Source organism: Sphingomonas phyllosphaerae (assembly GCF_036946485.1).
GTDB lineage: Bacteria > Pseudomonadota > Alphaproteobacteria > Sphingomonadales > Sphingomonadaceae > Sphingomonas > Sphingomonas phyllosphaerae_E.
Map to the genome: position 1 here is coordinate 1039288 of NZ_JAQIJA010000005.1, position 22036 is coordinate 1061323.

General features: G+C 70.1%; 26 protein-coding genes and 1 tRNA gene. 24 read left to right on the forward strand and 3 right to left on the reverse strand.

The window, feature by feature from the left end:
- Positions 1-13 precede the first annotated feature (13 nt).
- Together PGN16_RS13600 and PGN16_RS13605 are read right to left on the reverse strand one after the other, a co-directional pair.
- Positions 14-781: a SapC family protein gene (locus PGN16_RS13600; protein ID WP_335309914.1), complete on the reverse strand. Its 768-nt coding sequence runs from the start codon at positions 779-781 to the stop codon at positions 14-16.
- Between the two features lie 82 nt (positions 782-863).
- Complete coding sequence (locus tag PGN16_RS13605; protein ID WP_335309915.1) at positions 864-2336, reverse strand: FAD-binding oxidoreductase; 1473 nt, start codon at positions 2334-2336, stop codon at positions 864-866.
- Between the two features lie 81 nt (positions 2337-2417).
- Between PGN16_RS13605 and PGN16_RS13610 the strand changes: the two genes are divergently transcribed.
- The 6 genes from PGN16_RS13610 (at position 2418) to PGN16_RS13635 (ending at position 6509) form a co-directional block, all read left to right on the forward strand.
- Positions 2418-2891 carry a hypothetical protein gene (locus PGN16_RS13610; RefSeq protein WP_335309916.1) on the forward strand — a complete coding sequence of 158 codons (474 nt, stop codon included), beginning with the start codon at positions 2418-2420 and terminating at the stop codon, positions 2889-2891.
- 112 nt (positions 2892-3003) lie between these two features.
- A complete protein-coding gene (locus PGN16_RS13615) occupies positions 3004-4371 on the forward strand; it encodes a DEAD/DEAH box helicase (RefSeq protein ID WP_335309917.1) in 1368 nt (455 codons plus the stop codon).
- A 305-nt stretch (positions 4372-4676) separates the two neighbouring features.
- Positions 4677-4820: a hypothetical protein gene (locus PGN16_RS13620; RefSeq protein ID WP_335309918.1), complete on the forward strand. Its 144-nt coding sequence runs from the start codon at positions 4677-4679 to the stop codon at positions 4818-4820.
- A gap of 30 nt (positions 4821-4850) precedes the next feature.
- Positions 4851-5063 carry a hypothetical protein gene (locus PGN16_RS13625; protein ID WP_335309919.1) on the forward strand — a complete coding sequence of 71 codons (213 nt, stop codon included), beginning with the start codon at positions 4851-4853 and terminating at the stop codon, positions 5061-5063.
- Between the two features lie 97 nt (positions 5064-5160).
- Positions 5161-5234, forward strand: a tRNA-Gly gene (locus tag PGN16_RS13630).
- A gap of 210 nt (positions 5235-5444) precedes the next feature.
- Positions 5445-6509, forward strand: a complete 1065-nt coding sequence (locus tag PGN16_RS13635; protein WP_335309920.1) for an acyltransferase family protein — start codon at positions 5445-5447, stop codon at positions 6507-6509.
- Between the two features lie 72 nt (positions 6510-6581).
- On the opposite strand, the gene PGN16_RS13640 is transcribed toward PGN16_RS13635, so the two are convergent.
- Complete coding sequence (locus PGN16_RS13640; protein ID WP_335310340.1) at positions 6582-7985, reverse strand: DUF6418 domain-containing protein; 1404 nt, start codon at positions 7983-7985, stop codon at positions 6582-6584.
- A gap of 386 nt (positions 7986-8371) precedes the next feature.
- On the opposite strand from PGN16_RS13640, the gene PGN16_RS13645 reads away from it, so the two are divergent.
- The 18 genes from PGN16_RS13645 to PGN16_RS13730 all read left to right on the forward strand — a co-directional run bounded on the left by PGN16_RS13645 (position 8372) and on the right by PGN16_RS13730 (position 22008).
- Positions 8372-8851 (forward strand): hypothetical protein, encoded by a 480-nt coding sequence (locus tag PGN16_RS13645; RefSeq protein WP_335309921.1) that lies wholly within the window; start codon positions 8372-8374, stop codon positions 8849-8851.
- A complete protein-coding gene (locus PGN16_RS13650) occupies positions 8848-10155 on the forward strand; it encodes a DNA-packaging protein (RefSeq protein ID WP_335309922.1) in 1308 nt (435 codons plus the stop codon). The genes PGN16_RS13645 and PGN16_RS13650 overlap by 4 nt, the downstream gene beginning before the upstream one ends.
- Before the next feature lie 285 nt (positions 10156-10440).
- Positions 10441-11520, forward strand: a complete 1080-nt coding sequence (locus PGN16_RS13655) for a phage portal protein (protein ID WP_335309923.1) — start codon at positions 10441-10443, stop codon at positions 11518-11520.
- Positions 11517-11846: a DUF6127 family protein gene (locus PGN16_RS13660; protein WP_335309924.1), complete on the forward strand. Its 330-nt coding sequence runs from the start codon at positions 11517-11519 to the stop codon at positions 11844-11846. The genes PGN16_RS13655 and PGN16_RS13660 overlap by 4 nt, the downstream gene beginning before the upstream one ends.
- Positions 11843-12211, forward strand: a complete 369-nt coding sequence (locus PGN16_RS13665) for an HK97 family phage prohead protease (RefSeq protein WP_335309925.1) — start codon at positions 11843-11845, stop codon at positions 12209-12211. Before PGN16_RS13660 ends, PGN16_RS13665 begins: the two co-directional genes overlap by 4 nt.
- A 42-nt stretch (positions 12212-12253) precedes the next feature.
- On the forward strand, positions 12254-13258 hold the full coding sequence (locus PGN16_RS13670; RefSeq protein ID WP_335309926.1) for a phage major capsid protein: 1005 nt from the start codon (positions 12254-12256) through the stop codon (positions 13256-13258).
- 181 nt (positions 13259-13439) lie between these two features.
- Positions 13440-13952 carry a hypothetical protein gene (locus tag PGN16_RS13675; protein ID WP_335309927.1) on the forward strand — a complete coding sequence of 171 codons (513 nt, stop codon included), beginning with the start codon at positions 13440-13442 and terminating at the stop codon, positions 13950-13952.
- Positions 13949-14113, forward strand: a complete 165-nt coding sequence (locus tag PGN16_RS13680; RefSeq protein WP_335309928.1) for a hypothetical protein — start codon at positions 13949-13951, stop codon at positions 14111-14113. The genes PGN16_RS13675 and PGN16_RS13680 overlap by 4 nt, the downstream gene beginning before the upstream one ends.
- A complete protein-coding gene (gp17, locus tag PGN16_RS13685) occupies positions 14098-14478 on the forward strand; it encodes a tail completion protein gp17 (protein ID WP_335309929.1) in 381 nt (126 codons plus the stop codon). Before PGN16_RS13680 ends, gp17 begins: the two co-directional genes overlap by 16 nt.
- 1 nt (position 14479) lies before the next feature.
- Entirely contained in the window at positions 14480-14887 is a 408-nt protein-coding gene (locus PGN16_RS13690; RefSeq protein WP_335309930.1) for a phage major tail protein, TP901-1 family, read from the forward strand.
- Positions 14884-15186, forward strand: a complete 303-nt coding sequence (locus PGN16_RS13695; protein WP_335309931.1) for a gene transfer agent family protein — start codon at positions 14884-14886, stop codon at positions 15184-15186. Before PGN16_RS13690 ends, PGN16_RS13695 begins: the two co-directional genes overlap by 4 nt.
- Positions 15183-15377 carry a phage tail assembly chaperone gene (locus PGN16_RS13700; RefSeq protein ID WP_335309932.1) on the forward strand — a complete coding sequence of 65 codons (195 nt, stop codon included), beginning with the start codon at positions 15183-15185 and terminating at the stop codon, positions 15375-15377. Before PGN16_RS13695 ends, PGN16_RS13700 begins: the two co-directional genes overlap by 4 nt.
- On the forward strand, positions 15370-15924 hold the full coding sequence (locus PGN16_RS13705; RefSeq protein ID WP_335309933.1) for a tail tape measure protein: 555 nt from the start codon (positions 15370-15372) through the stop codon (positions 15922-15924). Before PGN16_RS13700 ends, PGN16_RS13705 begins: the two co-directional genes overlap by 8 nt.
- Entirely contained in the window at positions 15924-18170 is a 2247-nt protein-coding gene (locus PGN16_RS13710; RefSeq protein WP_335309934.1) for a DUF2460 domain-containing protein, read from the forward strand. The genes PGN16_RS13705 and PGN16_RS13710 overlap by 1 nt, the downstream gene beginning before the upstream one ends.
- Positions 18167-18970: a DUF2163 domain-containing protein gene (locus tag PGN16_RS13715; RefSeq protein ID WP_335309935.1), complete on the forward strand. Its 804-nt coding sequence runs from the start codon at positions 18167-18169 to the stop codon at positions 18968-18970. Before PGN16_RS13710 ends, PGN16_RS13715 begins: the two co-directional genes overlap by 4 nt.
- Positions 18967-19365, forward strand: a complete 399-nt coding sequence (locus PGN16_RS13720) for a peptidoglycan endopeptidase (protein WP_335309936.1) — start codon at positions 18967-18969, stop codon at positions 19363-19365. The genes PGN16_RS13715 and PGN16_RS13720 overlap by 4 nt, the downstream gene beginning before the upstream one ends.
- Position 19366: 1 nt before the next feature.
- A complete protein-coding gene (locus tag PGN16_RS13725; protein ID WP_335309937.1) occupies positions 19367-21502 on the forward strand; it encodes a phage tail protein in 2136 nt (711 codons plus the stop codon).
- Between the two features lie 2 nt (positions 21503-21504).
- Complete coding sequence (locus PGN16_RS13730) at positions 21505-22008, forward strand: DUF2793 domain-containing protein (protein WP_335309938.1); 504 nt, start codon at positions 21505-21507, stop codon at positions 22006-22008.
- The last annotated feature ends 28 nt before the right edge of the window (positions 22009-22036 follow it).

The following is a 22036-nucleotide window of genomic DNA, read 5'->3' on the forward strand; positions in this document are numbered from 1 at the left end:
GCGTTCCCTTTCGTCAGGCGTTCAGCTGCGGCTGCGGCATCTTGCCGAGCTTGACCTGCCGCGCGAAGATCTCGCGCATCAGCGCCAGCGAGAACAGGTGCGCGTAGAGCAGCGGGAGCATCCCCGACTGCGAGATCTTGCGCAACTGGTCGCCGCGCAGTTCCGACAGCTTCTTCTCGTCGATCATCTGGAAGCCGCGGTACACGAACGGCTGCTCGATCCCGTCCTGCTGGATGGTGACCTCACCCTCCATGAGCAGGTCGAGTTCCTTGATCTCCTTCATGAACTGACCGGTGCGGGCGGCGGCCTGTTCGAAGTTCTCGTTGAACTTGAGGATGTTCTGGGTCAGCTCCGACGGCTGGCCATCGGTGAACAGCGCATCGCCCTCGTCGAACGCGCCGATCGTCGGCGACGACGGGTCGAAGCATAGCGACAGTTCGTCGGCGTCGGGGCGCAGGCGGGCCAGCATATACGGGTAGCGGCGGATATAGGCGGGGACGTAGATCGTTTCGTCGATCAGCCGGCCTTCGTCGGAGATGAAGACGTTGACGCCCTCGTTCAGGCCCATCAGCGCGATCGGGATCGCATCCTCGCCCGACGAGAAGACGATCGGCATATGCCGCTGGATCAGCGGGAATTCCTCGACCGTGACGGGGATCGCATGCTGGTTGACCAGGAACGGCGCGGTGTCGGACGGCTTCACCTTGAAGTTGGCGTGAACCTCGCTCGAAAGCGGTTCGAGGCCGTTGTAGAAGAGCGGAAGTTGCGGCGCGCTGGCCATGGGAATCTCCAGAACGGACGGTATCGTGTGCATTCGCGCAAGGGGACGTCACGTCCTGCCGTCCCCCCGGACCGCGCCGGTGCTATTGAATGGGCGCGTCGGGCGCAAGCGTGACGAGCTTTCCGGGGTTGAACAGCTCGTCGGGATCGAACGCGCGCTTGATCGCGCGCAGCGCCCACAGCCGCGCCGGCGGGCCGAGCCGTTCCAGCTCGCGGCGCTTCATCTGCCCAATGCCATGCTCTGCCGAGATCGATCCGCCCGCCGCGACGACGAGGTCGTGGACGAACGCGGAGACGACCGGCACCTGCTCGGCATACCAATGCGCCGGATCGGCGCCGGGCGCGGCGCGGACGTGGAAATGGACGTTGCCATCGCCGAGATGCCCGAACCCGGAGGCGCGCGTGCCGGGGAAGCGCGCGTGGCACGCCGCCGCCGCCTCGACCATGAAGCGCGGCATCGCCTCTACGGGCACCGAGATGTCGTGCTGCGCGGCCGGGCCGGTCGCGCGCTCGGCATCGGAGATCGATTCGCGGATTCGCCAGAACGCCTCGGCCTGCGCCTCGCTGGCGGCGAGCGTCGCGTCCGCGGCGACGCCGTCCGCGAACGCGGCGGCGAGCACCCGTTCGACCAGCGCGGCAGGGTCGTCGTCCGGCGTGTCGGCGGTGACCTCCAGCAGGACGTGCCACGGGTGGCCGCCCGACAGCGGCGCGCGCGTGCCGGGGATGTGGGTGAGCACCGCACCGAGCGATTCGGCGGGGAGCAGCTCGAAACTCTCCAGCGCCGGGGTGGCGCGCTGGAAGCGGCGCAGCAGCGTCAGCGCGGCGTCGGGCGAGGCGACCCCGACCCATGCCACGCAGCGCGCCGCGACCGCCGGCACCAGCCGCAAGGTCGCGGCGGTGACCACGCCGAGCGTGCCCTCTGCGCCGACCAGCAACTGGTCGAGGTCGTAACCGCGATTGTCCTTCTTCAGTGCGGACAGGCCGTCGTACAGCGAGCCGTCGGGCAGTACCGCCTCGACCCCCGCGACCAAAGCGCGCATCGTCCCGAAGCGTAGCACCTGCGTGCCGCCGGCATTGGTCGAGACCAGCCCGCCGACCGTCGCCACGCCCTTCGCGCCGAGCGACAGCGGGAAACGGCGGCCCTGTGCGAGCGCGGCGCTGTGGAGATCCGACAGGATCACGCCCGCCTCGGCGACTGCCAGCCCGGCATCGGCGTCGAGTGCGCGGAGGCGGTTGAGCCGGCGCAGCGACAGGATCGCGGCACGGCCGTCGCCGGGCGGGGTCGCGCCGCCGACCATCGAACTGTTGCCGCCCTGCGGGACCAACGGCACGCGCTCCGCGCGCGCGGCGACGACGATCGCCTGCACCTCCGCGACCGAGGCGGGGGCGAGCAGCAACGTCGCCGCGCCGTGGAAGCGCCTTCGCCAGTCGGTGAGCAGCGGCGCGATCGTATCCGGGTCGGTGACGATCGTGCGCGCCTCCACCAAAGGCGCGAGGCGGTCGGCGAGGCGGCGAAGCGCAGCGGGATCGGTGGCGGGAGCGGGAGCGGGGGTCATGCGATTTCTCTTGGCTGCCGCGCGATGTGCGTCCAATTCATCAGGTGTTCAACCGTCGATGGTCAGTGCTGCTGCCCCAAGATGACCTTGCGTGACTCGTCCATCCTGCTGCTCGCATCGGCGGCGCCTTTCGTGCTGTCGGCGAGCCCGCCGCAGCTCGATGGCGTCGAATATGCGCAGCTGACGATCCACGAACGCCTCATCATCCGCGTGCCGCGCGTCTCGCCTGCGCCGATGCGCGCGCGCGGCGCGCCGCCGGTCCCGCAGGTGCGCTGGGACGAGAAGAAGGGGCCGGAGTGCGTGGCGATGAACACGCTGACCGGCGCGGCGGTGGAGCGCGAGGGGGAGGTCGATCTGGTTGTGGGCGGCGCGCGGCGCATTCGCGCCAAGCTGGACGACGATTGCCCGACGCTGGATTTCTATCGGGGCTTCTACCTGAAGCCGACCGCCGATGGGCAGTTGTGCGCGCGACGCGACGGCATCCGCTCGCGATCGGGCGCCTATTGCGCGGTGACCCGCTTTCGTGCGCTGACCCCCCGGAAGACCAAGAAATAGTGCTTCGCCGGGCGGCGCGGGTGCAAATTCCTTGACTTTGCGCCGTGGATCGGGAAGCGCGGAGGGCGATGGGAACCGCCACGCCGCGCCACCCGACAGCCCGGACATCCGCATGAGCTTTGCCGACCTCGGCCTTTCCGACGAACTCCTTCGCGCCGTCGGCGACACCGGCTATACCGAGCCGACGCCGATCCAGGCGAGCGCGATCCCGCCGGTGTTGATGATGCGCGACATCATCGGCATCGCGCAGACCGGCACCGGCAAGACCGCCAGCTTCGTGCTGCCGATGATCGACATCCTCGCGCACGGGCGCAGCCGCGCGCGGATGCCGCGCAGCCTGATCCTGGAGCCGACGCGCGAACTGGCCGCGCAGGTCGCCGAGAATTTCGAGACCTATGGCAAATATCACAAGCTGAGCATGGCGCTGCTGATCGGCGGCGTGCAGATGGGCGATCAGGTCAAGGCGCTGGAAAAGGGCGTCGACGTGCTGATCGCCACGCCGGGTCGCCTCATGGACCTGTTCGGGCGCGGCAAGATCCTGCTGACCGGCTGTTCGATGCTGGTGATCGACGAGGCGGACCGGATGCTCGACATGGGGTTCATCCCCGATATCGAGGAAATCTGCACCAAGCTGCCCGCGCAGCGCCAGACGTTGCTGTTCAGCGCGACGATGCCCGCGCCGATCAAGAAGCTGGCCGACCGGTTCCTCAACAATCCCAAGACGATCGAGGTGGCGCGTCCGGCGTCGACCAACATCAACATCACCCAGTGGGTGGTGCCGGTGAAGGGGCCGTCGTTCGAGAAGCGCAAGGCGCTGCGCGCGCTGCTGGGGCAGGAGGAGGTGCGCACCGCGATCATCTTCTGCAACCGCAAGACGACGGTGCGCGAGCTGAACAAGAGCCTGAAGCAACACGGCTTCGCCAGCGGCGAGATCCATGGCGACATGGACCAGCCGGCGCGGCTGGCCGAGCTGGAGCGGTTCAAGAAGGGCGACGTCAACATCCTGGTCGCCAGCGACGTCGCGGCGCGGGGGCTGGACGTGAAGGGCGTGAGCCACGTCTTCAACTATGACGCGCCGTGGCATCCCGACGACTACGTCCACCGCATCGGGCGTACCGGACGCGGCGGCGCGACCGGGGTCGCCTATACGTTCGTCGGGCCGGACGACGCCGAGAATATCGAGAATATCGAGAAGCTGACCGGGCAGAAGATCGCGCGGATCGCCGAGGTGCCCGAGGCGCCGGCCACCGAAGCGCCGCGCCGCGAGCGTGGCGGGCGGCGTCGCGAGCGGAGCGCCGAGGAGACACCGCGGGTCGAAGCGCGCGAGGAAGCGCCGCGGCGTGAACGGCCGCGGCGGGAACGTGACGACCGCCCACGCGAGCGGGTCCGCGAACGCGCCCCGGTGGTGGTCGAGGCGGCAGACGACGGCGGCTGGAACGGGCCGGTGCCGGACTTCCTGCACGTCGGGCTGCGTTATTGATCCGAACGGTCGTCGTATTGTCAGTAGCTTAGCTGTCGGCTGCAAAACGGTTTCGGGTCATTCCGTTGCCGCTTGGTGTTCCGCAATCCGGCGGGCCATTAGGGCTTGAACGAACGGTGCCAACGTCGAAGCCGGATGAGCTATAAATGGGACCTTGCGCGGGCGTGCTGCGGGGTGCTTCCATCATCTGTAAGGAACGACGCGGTTGTTTCGCGCGCCCGATTAATTTTTACAGATTTGCGTTAAAGCGATTTATTTTTTGTAACAGAATGACTTAATGCCTCCGTCGCTTTGGGGGAGGGTGTATGAACAACGAGCATCAGAATGTAAGTGCTGGGTCGCTGACTGTCTACGTGATTGCGGTCGCTGCCGGTCTCGGCGCCGCCGCCGCTAGCTTGGGCTTCATGGTGCGCGTGGGCTGGCAGGCCGCTGGGTCTCTGTTCGGGTAAGCTCACGCTATGGGTGCGGGCACGACGTCAATGTCCCGCATTCAGCCCGCGCAATCGCATGTCGCCGATCCGTGGCAAGCTACGGCAAATCTGCGCAACTCTGGCGATTGCGAAGTGACGGAGTATCCGCTGCCGCTCTCTTCATCGGCGATCGTGCGCGACGCGGAGAAGGGTGCAGCAATGAAGCACGGGTTAGCCGGTCATCCCTGTCACCCGATCCACTCCATCCGCCAGCCGGATTGACCACCCTGCGGCGCTGCGCTATTCGCTGCGACTGCAAAACGGGATTGCAAAGCAATCTTGAGTCACGGCCAGAAAAGCCTGCTTTTCTGCGGTGTTCGCGGGTATAGCACAATGGTAGTGCAGCAGCCTTCCAAGCTGAATACACGGGTTCGATTCCCGTTACCCGCTCCACCTTCGAGCCGCCTTCGTTGGGCGATCCCGATCGATCCTGTTGCTTCGGCGGTTGCTGACCGACCGGCGAAGATCGTCCGTGCGTGGCTCCGGAATGACGTTCAGGGGTGACGACGCCGCTGCGCGGCATGCCGCGGGCAGCTCATGATCGAGCCTCTCTGCCTTGTAAGGGCTTCGCAACGCGGGCAGATGCGCGACATTATCTGATGGATGCGAAAAGGGGGAACGGCGTTGAAGCAGCGGTATCTCGGCAACGTACAAATTCTGCGCGGTGTCGCTGCAGTGATGGTCCTTGTCGCCCATGCGCTGGATCAATTCACCAACCACCCCATCGCCGGAATGACGCCATTGCGCAATCTTCCCGGGATCGTGTGGGGCAATGGGGTGGATATATTCTTCATCGTCAGCGGCTTCATCATGCTGTATCTGGCCAACGGGCATTTCGCCGAGGCTGGCTATCCCGCCGAATTCATGAAACGGCGCATCATCCGGGTCGTGCCGCCCTATTGGGTGATAACGAGCCTGATGGTTATGGCTGCGCTATTCGCATCGGGCGCCGTCAATCATGGCATCCCAAGCTGGGGCTATGTCGTAGCCTCCTACCTGTTCTTTCCCATGGCACGGGCCGACGGGGTGATCCACCCGATCATGAGCCTGGGGTGGACGCTGAACTATGAGTTCTTCTTCTACGCGCTTTTCACCGCCGCGCTGTTCTTCCCGCAACGGAAGGCGCTGATCGGCTTGAGTGCGGTGTTCATCGCGCTGGTGCTCGTCCATCCCTTCATGCCGCACGGCGCGCTGTCGTTCTGGACGAATCCGATCATTCTGAACTTCCTGGTCGGTCTGGGGCTGGCGCAGCTGTTCATCAGGAACGTCGAGATCCCGACGCCGGTCGCGATCCTGTTCGTCGTGCTGTGCGTCGTCTTCTTCGTGACCGATCCGTTCGCTCCGCTGTTCGGCGCGCGATCGGTCATCGTTCCGGCCACGCTGCTGGCGGCGGCGGGTATCCTCGGGAAGTCGGTGAACTGGCCGCGGGTCGCGCTGGCGATCGGCGACGCCTCCTATTCGATCTATCTCACCCATCCCTTCACGCTCAACATCTTGACGATGGTCTGGCGCAAGGCGGGCCTGCCGCTTTCCAGCGTGTTGTATTTCCTTTGCCTGATGCTCGGCTCGCTCGCCGTCGGCTATGTCGCCTTCCTGTGGATGGAGAAGCCGCTGATCAACGGGCTGCGCGCGTGGTTCGAGCCGCGCCGCGAGACGCTCGCCGCCTGACGCGGCGATGGGCGTTGCTGCCCGACGAGGCGAGGGAGAGGCGCCGCAACGACGCCCCCCGACGATGGCGGCCTAGCTGAACCGCTCGGACACGCGGCGTGCGGTGGCGCGCATCGCCGCCTTCGTGCGGCTGTTGGCCAGCCTCGACTCCCACAACAGGAAGACACCCACCAGGAAGTAGATTACCGCGATCAGCCCGAAGGTGTTCCACATATAGCCGGTGGTATAGGTCGCGTAGATCATGCTCATCACCCGGCCGAACAGCAGCGCCGCAAGCCAGCTGGCCTCAGCCAGCGCCGACGCAAGCAGGCGCATGACAAGCGCGTGATATGCCGCGACGATCGAACCGACGATCAGCAGGCCGATCACGCCCATCGAGCGCAGGAAATACGGATAGAGGGAGAACACGAAGCCGGTGCCGCCCTCCTGCGTCCATCCCAGAAGTCGCGAGGCGGTGAACGGCTGCATGACGTAATACAGCCCGAACCGCGTGCCGGCCGTGTCGGTCTTCTGCGCCGCCGGGTTGATCCAGGAGGCCATGTCGGCGCCGATCGCATTCTCTTCCAGATGGAAGAGCCTCAGGTAGTGAAGGTCGGTCTGGTACCAGAGCTGGCCCTGCAGCGCGGCGCGATTGCCGTACCGCTGGACGGCGCCGTCGAAGTCCCGCAGCGCGCCATAGACGATCAGGATGGCGGGGACGGTGACGACGACAAGCGCCGCGCTGATCCCTGCGATGACCCCCACGGGAATCGGGCGTTCGTTGGCGATATGGACCAGACCCGCCGGAATCGCGAAAAGGCTGATGATCATGACGAGCGAGGTGAACTTCTCACCGAAGATGACCGACGTCATGATCAGCCAGACGATGTAGCCGAGTGCGCGGGCGCGATAGCCGGGGGTGGCGAAAAGCGCGCCGACGAACGGGATCAGGACGATCCGGTTGTACATGAATCCGCGATAGATCGGTGAATCGATGAGATCGAGATAGGCAAAGCGATCGATGCCGCTGAACAACGGTGTGCCGTTGTTAATGCCAAGGCGAAGAAGGTACGCACTGATCGCGACGGCGAACGCCACGAGCACGATCCAGATGAATTTCGCCTGCGTCTGCCACCTGGCCGGCGCCACTATGAACTTCTGTCGGAGCCGGGGCCAGCTGGATTCCACGACGGCCGTCGCCACCGCGAAGAAGACGAGATAGATCAGGAGCAGGCGACAAAAGCCCCCCGTCGGGTGCCCGTAGGTGGTGGTTTCCACCATGTACGCGCCGTTCTCGATCGCTGCGCCCGAAAGGAATTCGGTGAGGCGGAGGGCGAGAAGCGGCACGAACAGCAGGAAGGTCGCCGGCGCGACGCGCAGCAGCCCCAGGGCGAACGTCCCGAACAGCAACGTCGCGATATAGGCCCACGCTCCGCTCGGAAAGGCCGCAGCGCCGTACGTGGCGGCGGCCGCCGCGACGAAGTGGAAGGCGAACATCCCCACCACGGAACGCGTTTTCGGGCGTGACGGCCTGGCAGCGCCACCGCCGGGTTGCCGGGATTGCAATGGTCGCGAGCCTACGAGTGCCATACCAAAAATCCTTACGTGCGGCCGGATCCCAGGCGTTGCCCGAGCTTGAGCGCTCCTTACAGGCAACCCGTCGGCTTTAGAAAGGGCACGTTGACGAGTCGAGCGAACCATCGGCCTGGCAGGCAAGATGCGCTTGCGCCTTCGGCGGGTCGCACGGTCGAAGGCGCTTGACAGCGTCACGCTCTTTGTGTACAAAACAGGAACATCGAGATGGTGTGAACGGGCCGGGCGGCTCGGGGCTGCAAGCCCCGGTCGCGCGGCCCGTCTGCGTTTCGGGATGGCGGGGGAATGCGATGCACGGGATCGAGAATGTGGCGGCGAATGAGGCGGAGGGCGCGGCCCGAGCGATACGCGCGCGATCGACGCCGACGGTGCGCTGGACGCGCGACGTGCGCAACCGGTTCTTCGACCTGCTGGCGGTCTCCGGCGACGTGGCGCGCGCGGCGGAGGCGGTGGGGAAGACCGCGCAGTCGGCCTATGCGCTGCGGCGGCGAAGCGCGAGTTTCGCCGCGACGTGGCGCGCGGTGCTGGATGACACGTACGAGCGGCTGGAAGCGGCGCTGGTGCGGCAGGTGCTGGGCGACACCGACACGAAGGTCGACGTCGCGGCGGCGCTGTTGTTGCTGGAGCGTCGTCCGCGCGCGGGACGCAGCGCGCCGACGACGAAGGCGAAGGTGACGGATGAGGCCACGCTGCGCGCGCGAGCGGAGCGGGAATTGCTGCGCAAGCTGAAGGCGCTGTCGCGGCAGCCCGGCGTCAGGGACGGCGCATGAGCGGCGCGGGGACGGAGGCGATCCGCCGGTTGGCAGGGCTGGACGATGCCGCGCGTCAGAAGTTGGTCGGAACGTTGAGTCATTCGGCGGTGATCGAGCTGGAGCGCGCCTGGGAGTGGTGGGCGCATGGCGGACAGATCGCACCACCGGGAGATTGGCGGGTGTGGTTGTTGCAGGCCGGGCGCGGCTTCGGGAAGACGCGCGCGGGCGCCGAATGGGTACGCGCGATGGCGCGGGCGGTGCCCGAGGCGCGGATCGCGCTGGTCGGCGCGACGATCGAGGATGCGCGCAAGGTGATGGTCGAAGGACCGAGCGGGATCGTTGCCGTGACCGACGGCGATGACGGCGTGGTCTGGCGCCCGACGAGCGGCGAGGTGCACTTTGGCAACGGTGCGGTCGCGATCGTCTATTCGGCCGCCGCCCCCGAGAAGCTGCGCGGGCCGGAACATCATTTCGCCTGGGCGGACGAACTGGCGAAGTGGAGCCATGCCTCGGCGTGGGACAATCTGACGCTGGGCTTGCGGCTGGGCGGGTGGCCACGCGTGCTGGCGACGACCACGCCGCGCACGACGCCGTTGATGCGACAGGTGCGAGGCGAGGCGGGCACGGTGGTGACGGGCGGGCGGACGCGCGACAATCAAGCGCTGCCGGCCGCCTTCGTGGCGGCGATGGAGGCGAGCTACGGTGGAACGCGGCTGGGGCGGCAGGAGCTGGACGGCGAGTTGATCGAGGACGTCGCGGGAGCTTTGTGGTCGCGTGCGCTGATCGAGCGGCAACGCGCGGCGATCGTTCCCGAGCTGACGCGTGTCGTGGTGGGGGTCGATCCGCCGGCGGGCATCGGGGGCGATGCATGCGGGATCGTCGCCGCCGGACTGGGGCGCGACGGGCATGGCTATGTGATCGAGGACGCCAGCGTGACCGGCGCGAGCCCCGAGCGCTGGGCGCAGGCGGTGGTGGCGTGCGCGACGCGCGTGTCGGCGGAGCGCGTCGTGGCGGAGGCGAACCAGGGCGGGGCGATGGTCGAGCAGGTGTTGCGCGCGGCGCAGGCGTCGCTGCCGATCCGGCTGGTCCATGCGTCGCGCGGGAAGGCGGCGCGCGCCGAGCCGGTGGCGGCGCTCTATGAGCGCGGGCGGGTGTGGCACGCGCGGGCGTTTCCGGCGCTCGAGGATGAGCTGGCCGGATTGGTCGCAGGCGGCGGGTATGAGGGGCCGGGGCGGTCGCCGGACCGGGCGGATGCGTGCGTGTGGGCGCTGACTGCGCTGATGCTCGACCGGCAGGGTGAGGTGCGGGTGCGCTCGGTTTAGCGGGGCGCGGCTTCGGGGCGTGTGTCGCGCAGTTGTTCGTCATTGCGAGCGTAGCGAAGCAATCCAGGGCGTCCTGGTCCGGCCTTGGATTGCTTCGCTACGCTCGCAATGACGGCGGGGTAGCGGGCGATCGTTGCGCGCCATCAGGTGCTTCGAGACGATGATCGGGTCGGATCGTCCCCCGGACGATCCTGAACATGCCGGGGGCATGTTCACCCGATCATCTCGACTTCGCTCGATGCCTCCTCAGCACGAACGGCATTCTTGAGATATCGGAGAATTCACATGGCTTGGTTCGGATGGAAGTCCGGGCGCGCGGTGGCGCGGCCGGCGTTGGGGCGTGTCGCGGGGGTGGCGCGGCCCATCGGGGAATGGCCGCAAGGGTATGAGGCGCAGGTGCGCGCCGGTTATTGCGCGAATGCGATCGCGCAGCGCGCGGTGAAGCTGGTCGCCGAGGGCGTCGAAGGGGCGCCGCTCGACGCCGACGACGCGCGGCTGCGCGCGCTGGCGGGTGGGCGCGGGTTGCTGGAGTCGGTCACGGCGCAATTGCTGCTGCATGGCAATGCCTTCGTGCAGGTGCTGCGCGATGGCGAGGGGCAGGTGGTGGAGCTGTTCGCGCTGCGCCCCGAGCGGGTGAGCGTCGAGCTGGGCGCGGATGGCTGGCCCGGGGCGTATCTGTACCGCGTCGGGGTGCGGACGACGCGGCTCGACCCGGCCAGCGTGATCCATGTCCGGCGCTTCAATCCGGTCGACGATCATTACGGGCTGGGGTGCCTGAATGCGGCGTCGGCGGCGATCGCGATCCACAATGCGGCGGGCGCGTGGAGCAAGGCGTTGCTCGACAATGCCGCGCGACCCTCGGGGGCGCTGGTCTATGATGCCGGCGACGGATCGGTGCTGAGCCCCGATCAGTTCCGGCGGCTGCGCGAGGAGATGGAACAGGGCTTCGCCGGCGCGGCCAATGCCGGGCGGCCGATGCTGCTGGAGGGCGGGCTGAAGTGGCAGGCGATGAGCCTGACGCCCGCCGACATGGACTTCGCCGGCACCAAGGCGGCGGCGGCGCGCGAGATCGCGCTGGCGTTCGGGGTGCCGCCGATGCTGCTCGGGCTGCCGGGCGACAGCACCCACGCCAATTACAAGGAAGCGAACCGCGCCTTGTGGCGGCTGACGGTGCTGCCGCTGGCGGGCGCGATCCTGTCGGCGCTGCGCGACGGGCTGGCGGCGGACTTCCCGGACGCACGGTTGCAGGTCGATCTCGACCGGGTGCCGGCGCTGGTCGAGGATCGGGCGCAATTGTGGCGGATGGTCGCGGAGGCCGATTTCCTGTCGGCCGACGAGAAGCGGCAGATGGTGGACTGGTCGTGAGCGCAGCAGGGGACAGCGTGCTGGCGCAATTGCTGGCGCAGGGTTGCGACGAGGGCGCGGAGATCGCGACCTTGCGCGCGATCGTCGAGGAGGCGGGCGAGCTGGGCGCGGTGCGCGCGCTGACGCGGCTCGGGCTCGCCGACGCGGGCGCGGCGGGCGATGTCGCGGAATTGCGCGAGCTGTTGCGGGCGTGGCGGGATGCCAAACGCTCGGCGTGGCGCGCGCTGGCGGCGTGGATGGCGCGCGTCGTGCTGGCGTTGCTGCTTGCGGGGATCGCCGTGCGGCTGGGGCTCGACGGGCTGCTGAAGCCGGGGGCGCTCAAGTGAGGATCGCGGGCTATGCCGCGGTGTTCGATGCGGTCGATCGGGCCGGGGATGTCATCCGGCGCGGTGCCTTTGCGAACGCCGGACCGGTGCCGTTGCTGGTGCAGCATCGCGGCGTGCCGGTCGGCACGATCGTGGCGATCGGCGAGGACGCGCGGGGCTTACGCGTCGCGGCGCAGGTCGCGGACGACGAGGTGGCGCGGCTGGTGCGGGCGCGCGCGTTGCCGGGGCTGTCGGTCGGCTATCGGGCGCGGGTGGTGCAGCAGGGTGCGTGGCGCGCGATCCTGCGCGCCGATCTGGTCGAGGTGAGCCTGGTGGCGGTGCCGATGCAGCCCGCCGCGCGGGTCGAGACGATCGGCGACCTTTGAGTTTTGCGGGGCCCGCGGGGGGCCTCTTTCATGGAGAAGAGCATGAGCGATACGGTGGTGGCACGCCCGGTGCTGGATGGCGCGCGCGTGGGTGGCGGCGCGGCGTTCGACGGCTTCGTGCGGTCGGGGATCGTGGTCGAGCAGAAGGCGTTCACCGGCACGACCGGCGATCAGGGCGGCTATGCGATCCCCAAGGAGATCGACGCGCAGATCGATGCGGTGCTCAAGAGCGCCAGCCCGATCCGCAGCATCGCGAACGTCGTGCAGGTCGGTACGGCGGGGTATCGCAAGCTGGTGACGACCGGGGGCACGCCGTCGGGCTGGGCGGCGGAGACCGACGCGCGGCCGGTGACCGCGACGCCGAGCTTCGTCGAGATCGCGCCGCCGATGGGCGAGCTGTACGCGAACCCCTCTGCGAGCCAGGCGATGCTCGACGACGTGCTGTTCGATGTCGAGGGCTGGCTGGCCGGGGAGATCGCCGCGGAGTTCGCCAAGGCGGAGGGCGCGGCGTTCGTCAACGGCAACGGCGTCAATCGCCCGCGCGGCTTCCTGCAGGCGCCGACCGCGGTCACCGGGGATGCGACGCGCGCGTTCGGGACGCTGCAATATGTGCCGACCGGCACCGCCGGCGACTTCGGCGCGAACGGGGCGGAGCGGCTGATTGATCTGGTGCAGGCGTTGCGCGCGCCCTACCGGCAGGGGGCGACGTTCGTGATGAACGCGGCGACCGCGGCGCGCATCCGCAAGTTCAAGACCAGTGACGGGCAGTTCCTGTGGCAGCCGGGCATGGCGGCGGGGCAGCCGGCGAGCCTGCTCGGCTATCCGGTGGTCGAGGCCGAGGACATGCCCGACATCGCGGCGGGGGCACATGCGGTGGCGTTCGGCAATTTCCAGCGCGGCTATCTGATCGCCGAGCGCAGCGAGACCAACGTGCTGCGCGATCCGTACAGCAACAAGCCGTTCGTGACCTTCTATGCGACCAAGCGGGTCGGCGGGTGTGTGTCGAACAGCGAGGCGATCAAGGTTCTTAGATTCGCCGCAAGCTGAGGCTGAACGGCTTTGTGACGGGGCGCAAATCCGTCCTTCGTCGCCCCGGACTTGATCCGGGCCCCGCTTCTTCTGGCGATCGAGGAAGAAGAAGCGGGGCCCGGATCAAGTCCGGGGCGACGAAGAGGGGTGTGCGCAGGGAGGTGGACCCCGGCCGGCGCCGGGGTGACGGGAGTTTCATATGACATTGGTGACGGGAGCGCCCGGCGTGGTGACGCTGGGGGCGGGGGATCGTGCGCTCGCGCTGGCGGCGGTGCGCGCGGAATTGCGGGCGGCGGCGATCGACGACGATGCGCTGGCGCTGGCATTCGTCGAGGCGGCGCTGGGGCTGGCGGAGCAGTTCACCGGCCGCGTGCTGATCGTGCGCGAGCTGGTCGCGGAGTTGGGTGCGGCATCCGGGTGGCAGGCGCTGCCCGCCGCGCCGGTGCGCGCGATCGTCTCGGACGGCGTCGCGGTCGACATCGATGCGCAGGGCGTCGGATGGGTGAAGGGCGAGGGGCCGTTGCGCGTCAGCTTCACTGCGGGGCTGGCGAGCGGCTGGGCGGGGTTGCCCGCCCCGCTGCGGCAGGGCGTGGCGATGCTGGCCGCGCATCTGTTCAGCGGCCGTGCGGGGAGCGCGCCGGTGCCAGCGGCGGTCAGCGCCTTGTGGCGACCGTTCCGCAGCGTCGCGCTCGCGCAGCCGGTGCACGCATGAAGCGCGCGGTGGAGCGACTGCGCGCGCGGGTGGTGACGCGGCTGCGCGACGTGCTGCCCGAGGCGGAGATCGTCGCGCGGGACGAGGGCGTCGAGGTCGGCGCGCGCGGGCTGAAGCGGCGCTGGGTCGAGGACCCGTCACTGGCGTGGTGGCGGCACTGATGCGCGCCGCGGTGCTGGCGCAGCTGCGTGAGCGGGTGGCGGTGACGCGGGTGTTCGAGAGCGCGGCGGAGAAAGGGACGGTGCCGTTCCTGACGCTGCGCGAATGGAGCGAGAGCGACTGGGGAACCAAGGACCGTGCCGGGCGCGAGCTGCGCATCGGCGTGGCGGTGCGCGACGCGGGCGAGAGCGGGGCGCGCGCTGTGGCGCTGGCGGCGGAGGCGCAGGCCGCGCTGCTGTCGCTGCCCGGCGTCGCAGGGTGGCGGGTGGTGACGGCGGTGCCGGTGCGCAGCGTGCTGGTGAGCGAGAGCGCGGGGCGCTGGACGGCGCTGGTCGACGTGCGGGTGCGGATCATGGCGGAGGATTGAGATGGCGGCGGAAAAGGGCAGTGCGTTCCTGCTGAAGGTCGGCGATGGCGCGACCCCGGTGACGTACCGGACGGTGGCGGGGCTGCGCACGACGCAGCTGAGCGTCAACGGCGAGGCGGTGGCGATCACCAGCAAGGATTCGGGCGGGTGGCGCGACCTGCTGTCGGGCGCGGGCGTGCGCTCGGTGAGCGTCGCCGCCGCTGGGGTGTTCACCGGATCGGCGGCGGAGCAGCGCGTTAGGGCGAGCGCGCTGGCGGGGACGCTCGACGATTACCGGCTGACGTTCGAGAGCGGCGAGATGATGACCGGGCGGTTCCTCGTCACGCGGCTCGACTATGCCGGCGATTACAACGGCGAGCGCAGCTACACGCTCGCGCTGGAAAGCTCCGGCGCGGTGGTGAGCGCGTGAACCCGGTGCGGGGCGAGGCGGCGCTGCGCGTCGCGGGGGAGATGCTGGTGCTGCGCCCGACCTTCGCGGCGCTGGTGGCGGCCGAGCAGGAACTGGGGCCGCTGTTCGCATTGGTCGAGCGGGCGGCGGAGGGGCTGCTGCGGTTGGAGGAGCTGGTGGGGTTGTTCTGGCATTGCCGGCACGACGCACCACCGGCGCTGACGCGCGAGGCGCTGGGCGAGGCGGTGGTCGCGGCGGGCGTGAGCGCGTCGACCCCGGCGCTGAAGGTGCTGTTGACGCAGATCCTGGCGGGGCGATGACGACCTTCGCCGAAGCGGCGCGGCGGCTGGCCGGGCTGGCGGGGGCGGTGTTCGGGTGGCGGCCCGACGATTTCTGGCGCGCGACGCCCGAGGAACTGGCGGCGCTGGTGCGCGCGTGTGCGCCTGAGGCGGCGACGCCCCCCGATGCCGCGACGATCGCGGCGATGCAGGAGGCTTTTCCCGATGGATGACGAGATCGAGCGGCTGGTGATCGGCGTGCGCGCCGACACCGGCGGGTTCGCGCGCGACGTGGCGGCGATGCGCGCCACGCTGGAAGGCGGGCTGGGCAACGGGGCCGAGCGCGCCGGGCGTGCGGTGGAGACCGCGCTGGCGCGCGCGGTGCGCACCGGCAAACTGGGGTTCGACGATCTCAAGTCCGTGGCGCTGCACGCGCTGGGCGAGATCGCGACCGCGGCGCTCAAGAGGGGACTTACCAGCGTGCTCGGCAATGGCGGGGGCGGGCTGGCGGGCGTGTTGACGGGATTGTTGGGGCTGCCGGGGCGCGCGACGGGCGGGCCGGTGAGCCCGGGACGTGCCTATCTGGTCGGCGAGCGCGGCCCGGAGGTGTTCGTGCCGACGTCCAGCGGGCAGGTGGCGGTGCCTGGCGGTGGCGGCGCGCGCGACGTGCGGGTGGCGATCACGATCAATGCCGGTGCGACGGCGGCGCCCGAGGCGATGGCGCGATCGAGCCGGCAGGTGGCGCGCGCGGTGCGCGCCGCGCTGATGGAGGCGGAGTGATGGGGCATTGGCTGACCGCGGCGCGCGCCGGGCAGGCGACGGGCCTGATGACGCGCTTCGACCCGGTGTACTGGACGGTCGATTTCCCGCGGCCGATGATGGCGGCGGTGACGACGATCGCGGCGGATGCGCTGCGCGTCGATGCGGTGTTCTACAATCGTGACGATCTGGCGGGGCTGATCTGGGAGAGTGCGGACCGGCACGACCATCCGCTGCTGGGGTACGAGACGGCGCGCGATTATCGCGGATGCCGCCTGTCGTTCCGCTGGCGGTCGGCGGGGGTGCTGGCGCTCGACGCGGTGAACGGCCCGGTGCTGACGATCGAGGGGCGCGACGAAGCGGGGCGGGCGCGATCGTGGTACGTGCGGCTGTGGAATTACGCGCGCGGGACGCCCGGGGATGCGGAGGTCTCGATCGACTTCGCCGCGGTGGACGGCGGGTTCCTGCTGCCGGCCGAACGCGATCCCGTCTGGGCGGGCGATGTCGACCGGATGTTCGTGTCGCTGGTCGCGCCGGGCTATGACGTGGCGGGCGGGGCGCTGGCAGCGCCGGTCGAGGCGTGGGTCGAGCTGAGCGCGATCGCGTGCGACGGCGTGGGGGCGGCGATCGCCATCGGCGACGCGGTGCTGCCCGAACACGACCTGCGCATCGCGAGCGGATACGATGACAGCTATCACCTGACGCCGGCGCGATTGCTGCGCAATGTGCTGCAGCTCGGCTATCGTGGCGGGATCGTCCATTACGTTGGCATGAGCCACTATTTCCGCCTGCGAGGCGGGATGGTGGACAGCGGGCTGAACGTCGCGTGCGCGGCGTGGCATCGCGACTTTGCCGAGCGCGCGAAAGTGCTGGGCTTCGATGTCATCTGGTCGCTGTCCTACGAATTGTTCGATGCGCACTGCCCGGCGGCGTGGAAGCAGCGCGCCGCGGATGGATCGCCCGCACTGACCGGCTGGGTGCCGCCCTCGAGCTTGCTGTCGCCGAGCAACGCGGCGGCGATGGCGCATCTGCGCGGGGTGGCGCTGGCGTTCGTCGGGATCGGGACCGCGGCGGGGCTGGCGCCGCACTTCCAGATCGGCGAGCCGTGGTGGTGGGTGATGCCGGACGGGCGGCCGTGCCTCTACGACGACAGTGCGACGGCGGCGTTCGCGCCGGTGGCGATCGCGAGCGTGCGCGGTGCCTTGAGCGAGGCGCAGCGCGCGACGCTGGATCGTGCGGGTGCGGCGCTGGCGGGGTCGACCAGCGCTCTGGCGGCGGCGGTGAAGGCGGCGGCACCGGGGTGCACGACGTATCTGCTCGCCTATCTGCCGACGGTGCTGGATGCCGCCGCGCCCGAGGTGATGCGGATGAACCTGCCGCCCGGCTGGGCGATGCCGGCGTTCGATGTGCTGCAGCTCGAGGATTACGACTGGGTGACCGGCGATGACGCGGCGGCGAGCGCGCGCGGCGCGGCGCTGGCGGGGGCGCGGCTCGGCTATCCCGCGGCGGCGCAGGAGTATCTTTCCGGTTTCGTGCTGCGCAGTGCGGATCGTGGGCAATGGCCGGCGATCGTGGCGGCGGCGGGTGCGGCGCAGGCGCGCGGGGTGGCGCGCGTCTACCTGTGGGCGTTGCCGCAGGTGCTGCGTGACGGGCTGGTCTATTGGCAGGAGGAGGACGCGGTGGAGGCGTTCGACGACGTGATGTTCCCGCTGGCGCTGGGGCGCGAGGCGGAGGTGACGCCGACTTTCTCGACCGGCGTGACGACGAGCGCGGGCGGGCGCGAGACGCGCAGCGCCGGCTGGGCGGAGGCACGCACGCGTTACGACGTCGGGCCGGGGGTGCGCAGCGAGGCCGATGTCGCGACGCTGCTCGCGTTCTTCCGTGCACGGATGGGCGCCGCCCGCGGGTTCCGTTTGCGCGATCCGTTCGACTGGCGTGCGACGAACGAGACGATCGGTACCGGCGACGGCGCGACGCGGCAGTTCGCGCTGCTGCGGCGCTATGGCGCGGCGACGCGACGGATCACGCGACCGGTGGCGGGCAGCGTCCGCGTGACGGTAGATGGAAATGCAACCTCGGCCTTCACGTTGGGCGCGCGCGGCGTGGTCCTGCTGGATGCCGCACCGTCGCAGGGCGCGGTGGTGGCGGCGTCGTTCGACTTCGACGTGCCGGTCCGTTTCGCGGAGGACCGGCTGACCGTGACGCGGGCGACGCATCTCGCCGGGGCGGCGCCGTCGGTGCCGTTGATCGAGGTGCGCGAGGCATGAGCGACCGGCTGGTGACGCAGGCATTGTGCTGGCGGGTAGAGCGGCGCGACGGGGTGATGCTGGCGCTGACCGATCACGACCGCGATCTGGTGGTGGGCGGCGTCACCTATCGCGCCGCGCCGGGGATGACGCCGTCCGCGATCGTCCGCGCAGAAGGGCTGGATGCCGACACGATGGAGGTGGCCGGGGCGCTGGGAACCGGCGCTTTCCGCCGCGACGACCTGCTGGCCGGACGCTGGGACGGGGCGCGGGTGGTGATCGGCGCGGTCGACTGGAGCGACCCTGCGCGCACGGCGATCCCGCTTGGCGAGGGGCGGATCGGCCAGGTCGAGCTGGACGAGCAGGGCTTCACCGCCGAACTTCGCGGGACGCAGGCGCAGTTGGAACGACCGGCGAGCGAGGCGACGTCGCCCGCCTGTCGCGCCACGCTGGGCGATGCGCGCTGTCGGGTGGCAATGGCGTCGCGGCGGCGGTTCGCGCGCGTGACGGCATGGGCCGGGGCGAAGGTGACGCTGGACGCGGGCGAGCCGGTCGCCGACGCCTATGGCGAAGGCATGCTGCGCTGGTTCGGTGGCGCGAACGCCGGGCTGACGAGCGCGATCGAGCGGTCCGCCGGGGTGGAGGTGGTGCTGCGCGCGCCGCCGGTGTTCGCGGTTGCCGAGGGGGTGCTGGTCGAGCTGATCGAGGGATGCGATCGACGGCTGGCGACCTGTGCGGCGCGGTTCGGCAATGTCGCGAATTTCCGCGGCGAGCCGCATCTGCCGGGGATCGACCTGCTGACGCGCTATCCCGGCGGGTGACGGGGGGTGAACGGGTGCTCGCCGCCGCGCGAACGCTGGTAGGGGCGCGGTTTCGCTTGCAGGGGCGCGATCCCGCATCGGGGCTGGATTGCGTGGGATTGGTGGCGGTCGCGCTCCGTCGGGCGGGCGCGGACGTGGCGTTGCCGCGCGACTATGCGGTGGCGCGCGGGCGGATGCCGGCGATCGTGATCCCGCCCGGGCTGGTGGCGTGCGACGGCGCGGTGCCCGGCGACGTCCTGCTCTGCCGCGTGGCGGCGACGCAATTGCATCTGGCGATCCGCGCCGCCGACGGGATCATCCATGCCGATGCGCTCGCGCGGCGCGTGGTCGCGCGGCCGGGGGCGGTGCCGTGGCCGATCGAGGGTGCGTGGCGGTGGATGCCGCAAGGAGGGTGACATGGCGACATTGGTGCTGACCGCGGTCGGCAATGCGGTCGGCGGGCCGGTGGGCGGTGCGGTCGGCGCGGTGCTGGGGCAGGTGATCGATCGCCGCGTGCTGGGGCCGGCGCTGACGCGGACGCGCGCGGGGGTGCGGCTGACCGACCTGAAGGTGCAGACCTCCGCTTACGGCACGCCGCTGCCGCGCATCTTCGGCACGATGCGCGTCTCGGGCTGCGTGATCTGGGCGACCGATCTGATCGAGACGCGCAGCGTGATGCGGGGCGGGAAGGGGCGGCCAGGCGTCGAGGGCTATCGCTATGCGGCGTCGTTCGCGGTCGCCTTGTCGGCGCGGCCGATCGCGGGGATCGGCCGGATCTGGGCGGAGGGCAAGCTGCTGCGCGGGGCGGCGGGCGACTGGAAGCAACCGGTGACGATGCGATGGTATCGCGGCGACGAGGCGCAGGTCGCCGATCCGCTGATCGCCGCGCTGGAGGACCACGCGCCGGCCTATCGCGGCACGGCTTATGCCGTGTTCGAGAATTTGTCGCTCGAGGCGTTCGGCAATCGCATTCCGTCGCTCAGTTTCGAGGTGATCGGGGACGCCGCGCCGCCGACGATCGGCGCGGTCGCGCTGGCGCTGGGCGGGGGTGCCGTGGCGGGCGCGGGACCGTCGGCGACGCTGCCCGGCTACGCCACCGGCGCGGAGAGCGTCGCTGCCGCGCTCGAGATGCTGGCGACGATCGCCGGTGGCTGGTGGATCCCTGCGGGCGATACGCTGCGGCTGTCGGAGGCGGGCGGCGCGCCGGAAGCGATCCCGGCCGATGCGGCGATCGGCGAACAACGTCAGACGATCGAGACCGTGCCGCAGCGCGTGCGCGTCTCCTGCTACGACCCGGCGCGCGACTATCAGATCGGGGTGCAGCAGGCGGCGCGGCCCGGTGGCGGATGGCGCGAGGAAGCGCAGGAACTGCCCGCCGCATTGGAGGCGGCGCAGGCGCGCGGGCTGGCGCAGGCGGTGCTGAAGCGTGCCGAGCGGGCACGGGTGACGCGTCGCGTGACGCTGGATGCAAGCGCGATCGGGATCGCGCCCGGCGCGGTGGTGCGCTGCGCGGGCGAAACGGCGACGTGGCGGGTGACGCGTGCCGAAGTGAGCGGGCACGGCGTGACGCTGTCGCTGGCGGCACCTGCGGAGGGATCGCCCGCGCTGCCGGCGGACGCCGGTCGCGTGCTGGCTGCACCGGATCTCGCGACGGCGGCGACGGTGTTGGTCGCCGCCGAACTGCCCGCGCTGGACGACGGTCGCGGCGAGACCTTGCGCATCGCCGTGCTGGCGAACGGCGACGCCCCGGGCTGGAGCGGTGCCGCGCTGATGACGAGCGACGACGACGGCGCGACGTGGGAAGAGGCGGGTAGCACCGCCGCGCCCGCGATCGTCGGACGGCTGGCGATGCCGGTCGCAGCGGGAACGGCGTGGCTGATCGACCGTGCGACGACGCTGGAGGTGATGCTGGCGCATGACGCGCTGACGCTGATGTCGATCGACGATGCGGCGCTGGATCGCGGCGGCAATCTCGCGCTGCTCGGCGAGGAACTGATCCAGTTCCGCGACGCGGAGCAGATCGCGCCGCGTCGCTGGCGACTGTCGACGGTTTTGCGCGGGCGGCGCGGGAGTGTGGCGCAGGCGCAGGCGGCGGGCGTGGCCTTCGCGCTGGTCGAGCGGGGCTGCGTGACCACGATCGCCCTGCCCCGCGCGCGACCGGGCGACACGATCCGTCTGCTGGCGAGCGGTCGTGGCGACGCGGCGCCGGTCGCCACCTCGCTCGTGCCGACCGGTCTGTCGATCGCGCCGCCCGCGCCGGTCCGGCTGCGCGCGACGCGGCGCGCGGATGGCGGCGCGGATGTGCGCTGGGTGCGGCGGAGCCGGCTGGGCTGGCGGTGGGGCGACGATGGCGACGTTCCGCTCGGCGAGGAGCGCGAACGTTACCGCATGACCATCGGCACAGGTGCCGGGGCGCGGGTGATCGAAAGCGACCTGCCCGCCGTCTCGGTACCGGCCGCGCTGATGCCGGCGGGCCAGGTGCGGGTGGAGGTGCGTCAGCTAGGGACGCTGGCTGGCTCCGCCGCCACCATCGGTTGGATCGAAGGAGAATGACGATGACCGACGAGGATAGTGCCCGGCTGGCGCTTCCGCTGCTGGCGGCGGGGCAGGCGCAGAAGGAATTGTGGCATAACGAGGCGCTCGCGCTGCTCGACATCGCGGTGCAGGCGAGCGTCGAGGAGATCGGTCGCGACGCGCCGCCCGCCTCGCCCCAGCCGGGCCAATGCTGGATCGTCGGCACGGCGCCGAGCGGGGCGTGGAGCGGGCAGGCGGGGGCGATCGCCGGGTGGACGGCGGGAGGCTGGCGCTTCGTCGCGCCACGCGCAGGGTTGCGTGCGCAGCACCTGCCGAGCGGGCAGATGGCGTCATGTGACGGAAAGACCTGGCGCATCGGCGAGGTCCGGGCCGCGCGCCTGCTGGTGGACGGCACGCAGGTGGTCGGCGCCCGGGCCGCGGCGATCACCGTGCCGACAAGCGGCGCGACGATTGATGCAGAACTTCGTGCCTGTGTCGAAACGATCTTGATTATGCTGCAAACGCATGGGCTTATCGACGCCTGACCGGCTGAAGCGCGCCGGCTTTGGTGTG

Bases quoted from the DNA above. Each gene is read 5' to 3' on its own strand.
- PGN16_RS13600 (WP_335309914.1), bottom strand. From the start codon at position 781: ATGGCCAGCGCGCCGCAACTTCCGCTCTTCTACAACGGCCTCGAACCG.
- PGN16_RS13605 (WP_335309915.1), bottom strand. From the start codon at position 2,336: ATGACCCCCGCTCCCGCTCCCGCCACCGATCCCGCTGCGCTTCGCCGC.
- PGN16_RS13610 (WP_335309916.1), top strand. From the start codon at position 2,418: ATGACCTTGCGTGACTCGTCCATCCTGCTGCTCGCATCGGCGGCGCCT.
- PGN16_RS13615 (WP_335309917.1), top strand. From the start codon at position 3,004: ATGAGCTTTGCCGACCTCGGCCTTTCCGACGAACTCCTTCGCGCCGTC.
- PGN16_RS13620 (WP_335309918.1), top strand. From the start codon at position 4,677: ATGAACAACGAGCATCAGAATGTAAGTGCTGGGTCGCTGACTGTCTAC.
- PGN16_RS13625 (WP_335309919.1), top strand. From the start codon at position 4,851: ATGTCCCGCATTCAGCCCGCGCAATCGCATGTCGCCGATCCGTGGCAA.
- PGN16_RS13635 (WP_335309920.1), top strand. From the start codon at position 5,445: ATGCGAAAAGGGGGAACGGCGTTGAAGCAGCGGTATCTCGGCAACGTA.
- PGN16_RS13640 (WP_335310340.1), bottom strand. From the start codon at position 7,985: ATGTTCGCCTTCCACTTCGTCGCGGCGGCCGCCGCCACGTACGGCGCT.
- PGN16_RS13645 (WP_335309921.1), top strand. From the start codon at position 8,372: ATGCACGGGATCGAGAATGTGGCGGCGAATGAGGCGGAGGGCGCGGCC.
- PGN16_RS13650 (WP_335309922.1), top strand. From the start codon at position 8,848: ATGAGCGGCGCGGGGACGGAGGCGATCCGCCGGTTGGCAGGGCTGGAC.
- PGN16_RS13655 (WP_335309923.1), top strand. From the start codon at position 10,441: ATGGCTTGGTTCGGATGGAAGTCCGGGCGCGCGGTGGCGCGGCCGGCG.
- PGN16_RS13670 (WP_335309926.1), top strand. From the start codon at position 12,254: ATGAGCGATACGGTGGTGGCACGCCCGGTGCTGGATGGCGCGCGCGTG.
- PGN16_RS13675 (WP_335309927.1), top strand. From the start codon at position 13,440: ATGACATTGGTGACGGGAGCGCCCGGCGTGGTGACGCTGGGGGCGGGG.
- PGN16_RS13680 (WP_335309928.1), top strand. From the start codon at position 13,949: ATGAAGCGCGCGGTGGAGCGACTGCGCGCGCGGGTGGTGACGCGGCTG.
- PGN16_RS13690 (WP_335309930.1), top strand. From the start codon at position 14,480: ATGGCGGCGGAAAAGGGCAGTGCGTTCCTGCTGAAGGTCGGCGATGGC.
- PGN16_RS13700 (WP_335309932.1), top strand. From the start codon at position 15,183: ATGACGACCTTCGCCGAAGCGGCGCGGCGGCTGGCCGGGCTGGCGGGG.
- PGN16_RS13705 (WP_335309933.1), top strand. From the start codon at position 15,370: ATGGATGACGAGATCGAGCGGCTGGTGATCGGCGTGCGCGCCGACACC.
- PGN16_RS13710 (WP_335309934.1), top strand. From the start codon at position 15,924: ATGGGGCATTGGCTGACCGCGGCGCGCGCCGGGCAGGCGACGGGCCTG.
- PGN16_RS13715 (WP_335309935.1), top strand. From the start codon at position 18,167: ATGAGCGACCGGCTGGTGACGCAGGCATTGTGCTGGCGGGTAGAGCGG.
- PGN16_RS13725 (WP_335309937.1), top strand. From the start codon at position 19,367: ATGGCGACATTGGTGCTGACCGCGGTCGGCAATGCGGTCGGCGGGCCG.
- PGN16_RS13730 (WP_335309938.1), top strand. From the start codon at position 21,505: ATGACCGACGAGGATAGTGCCCGGCTGGCGCTTCCGCTGCTGGCGGCG.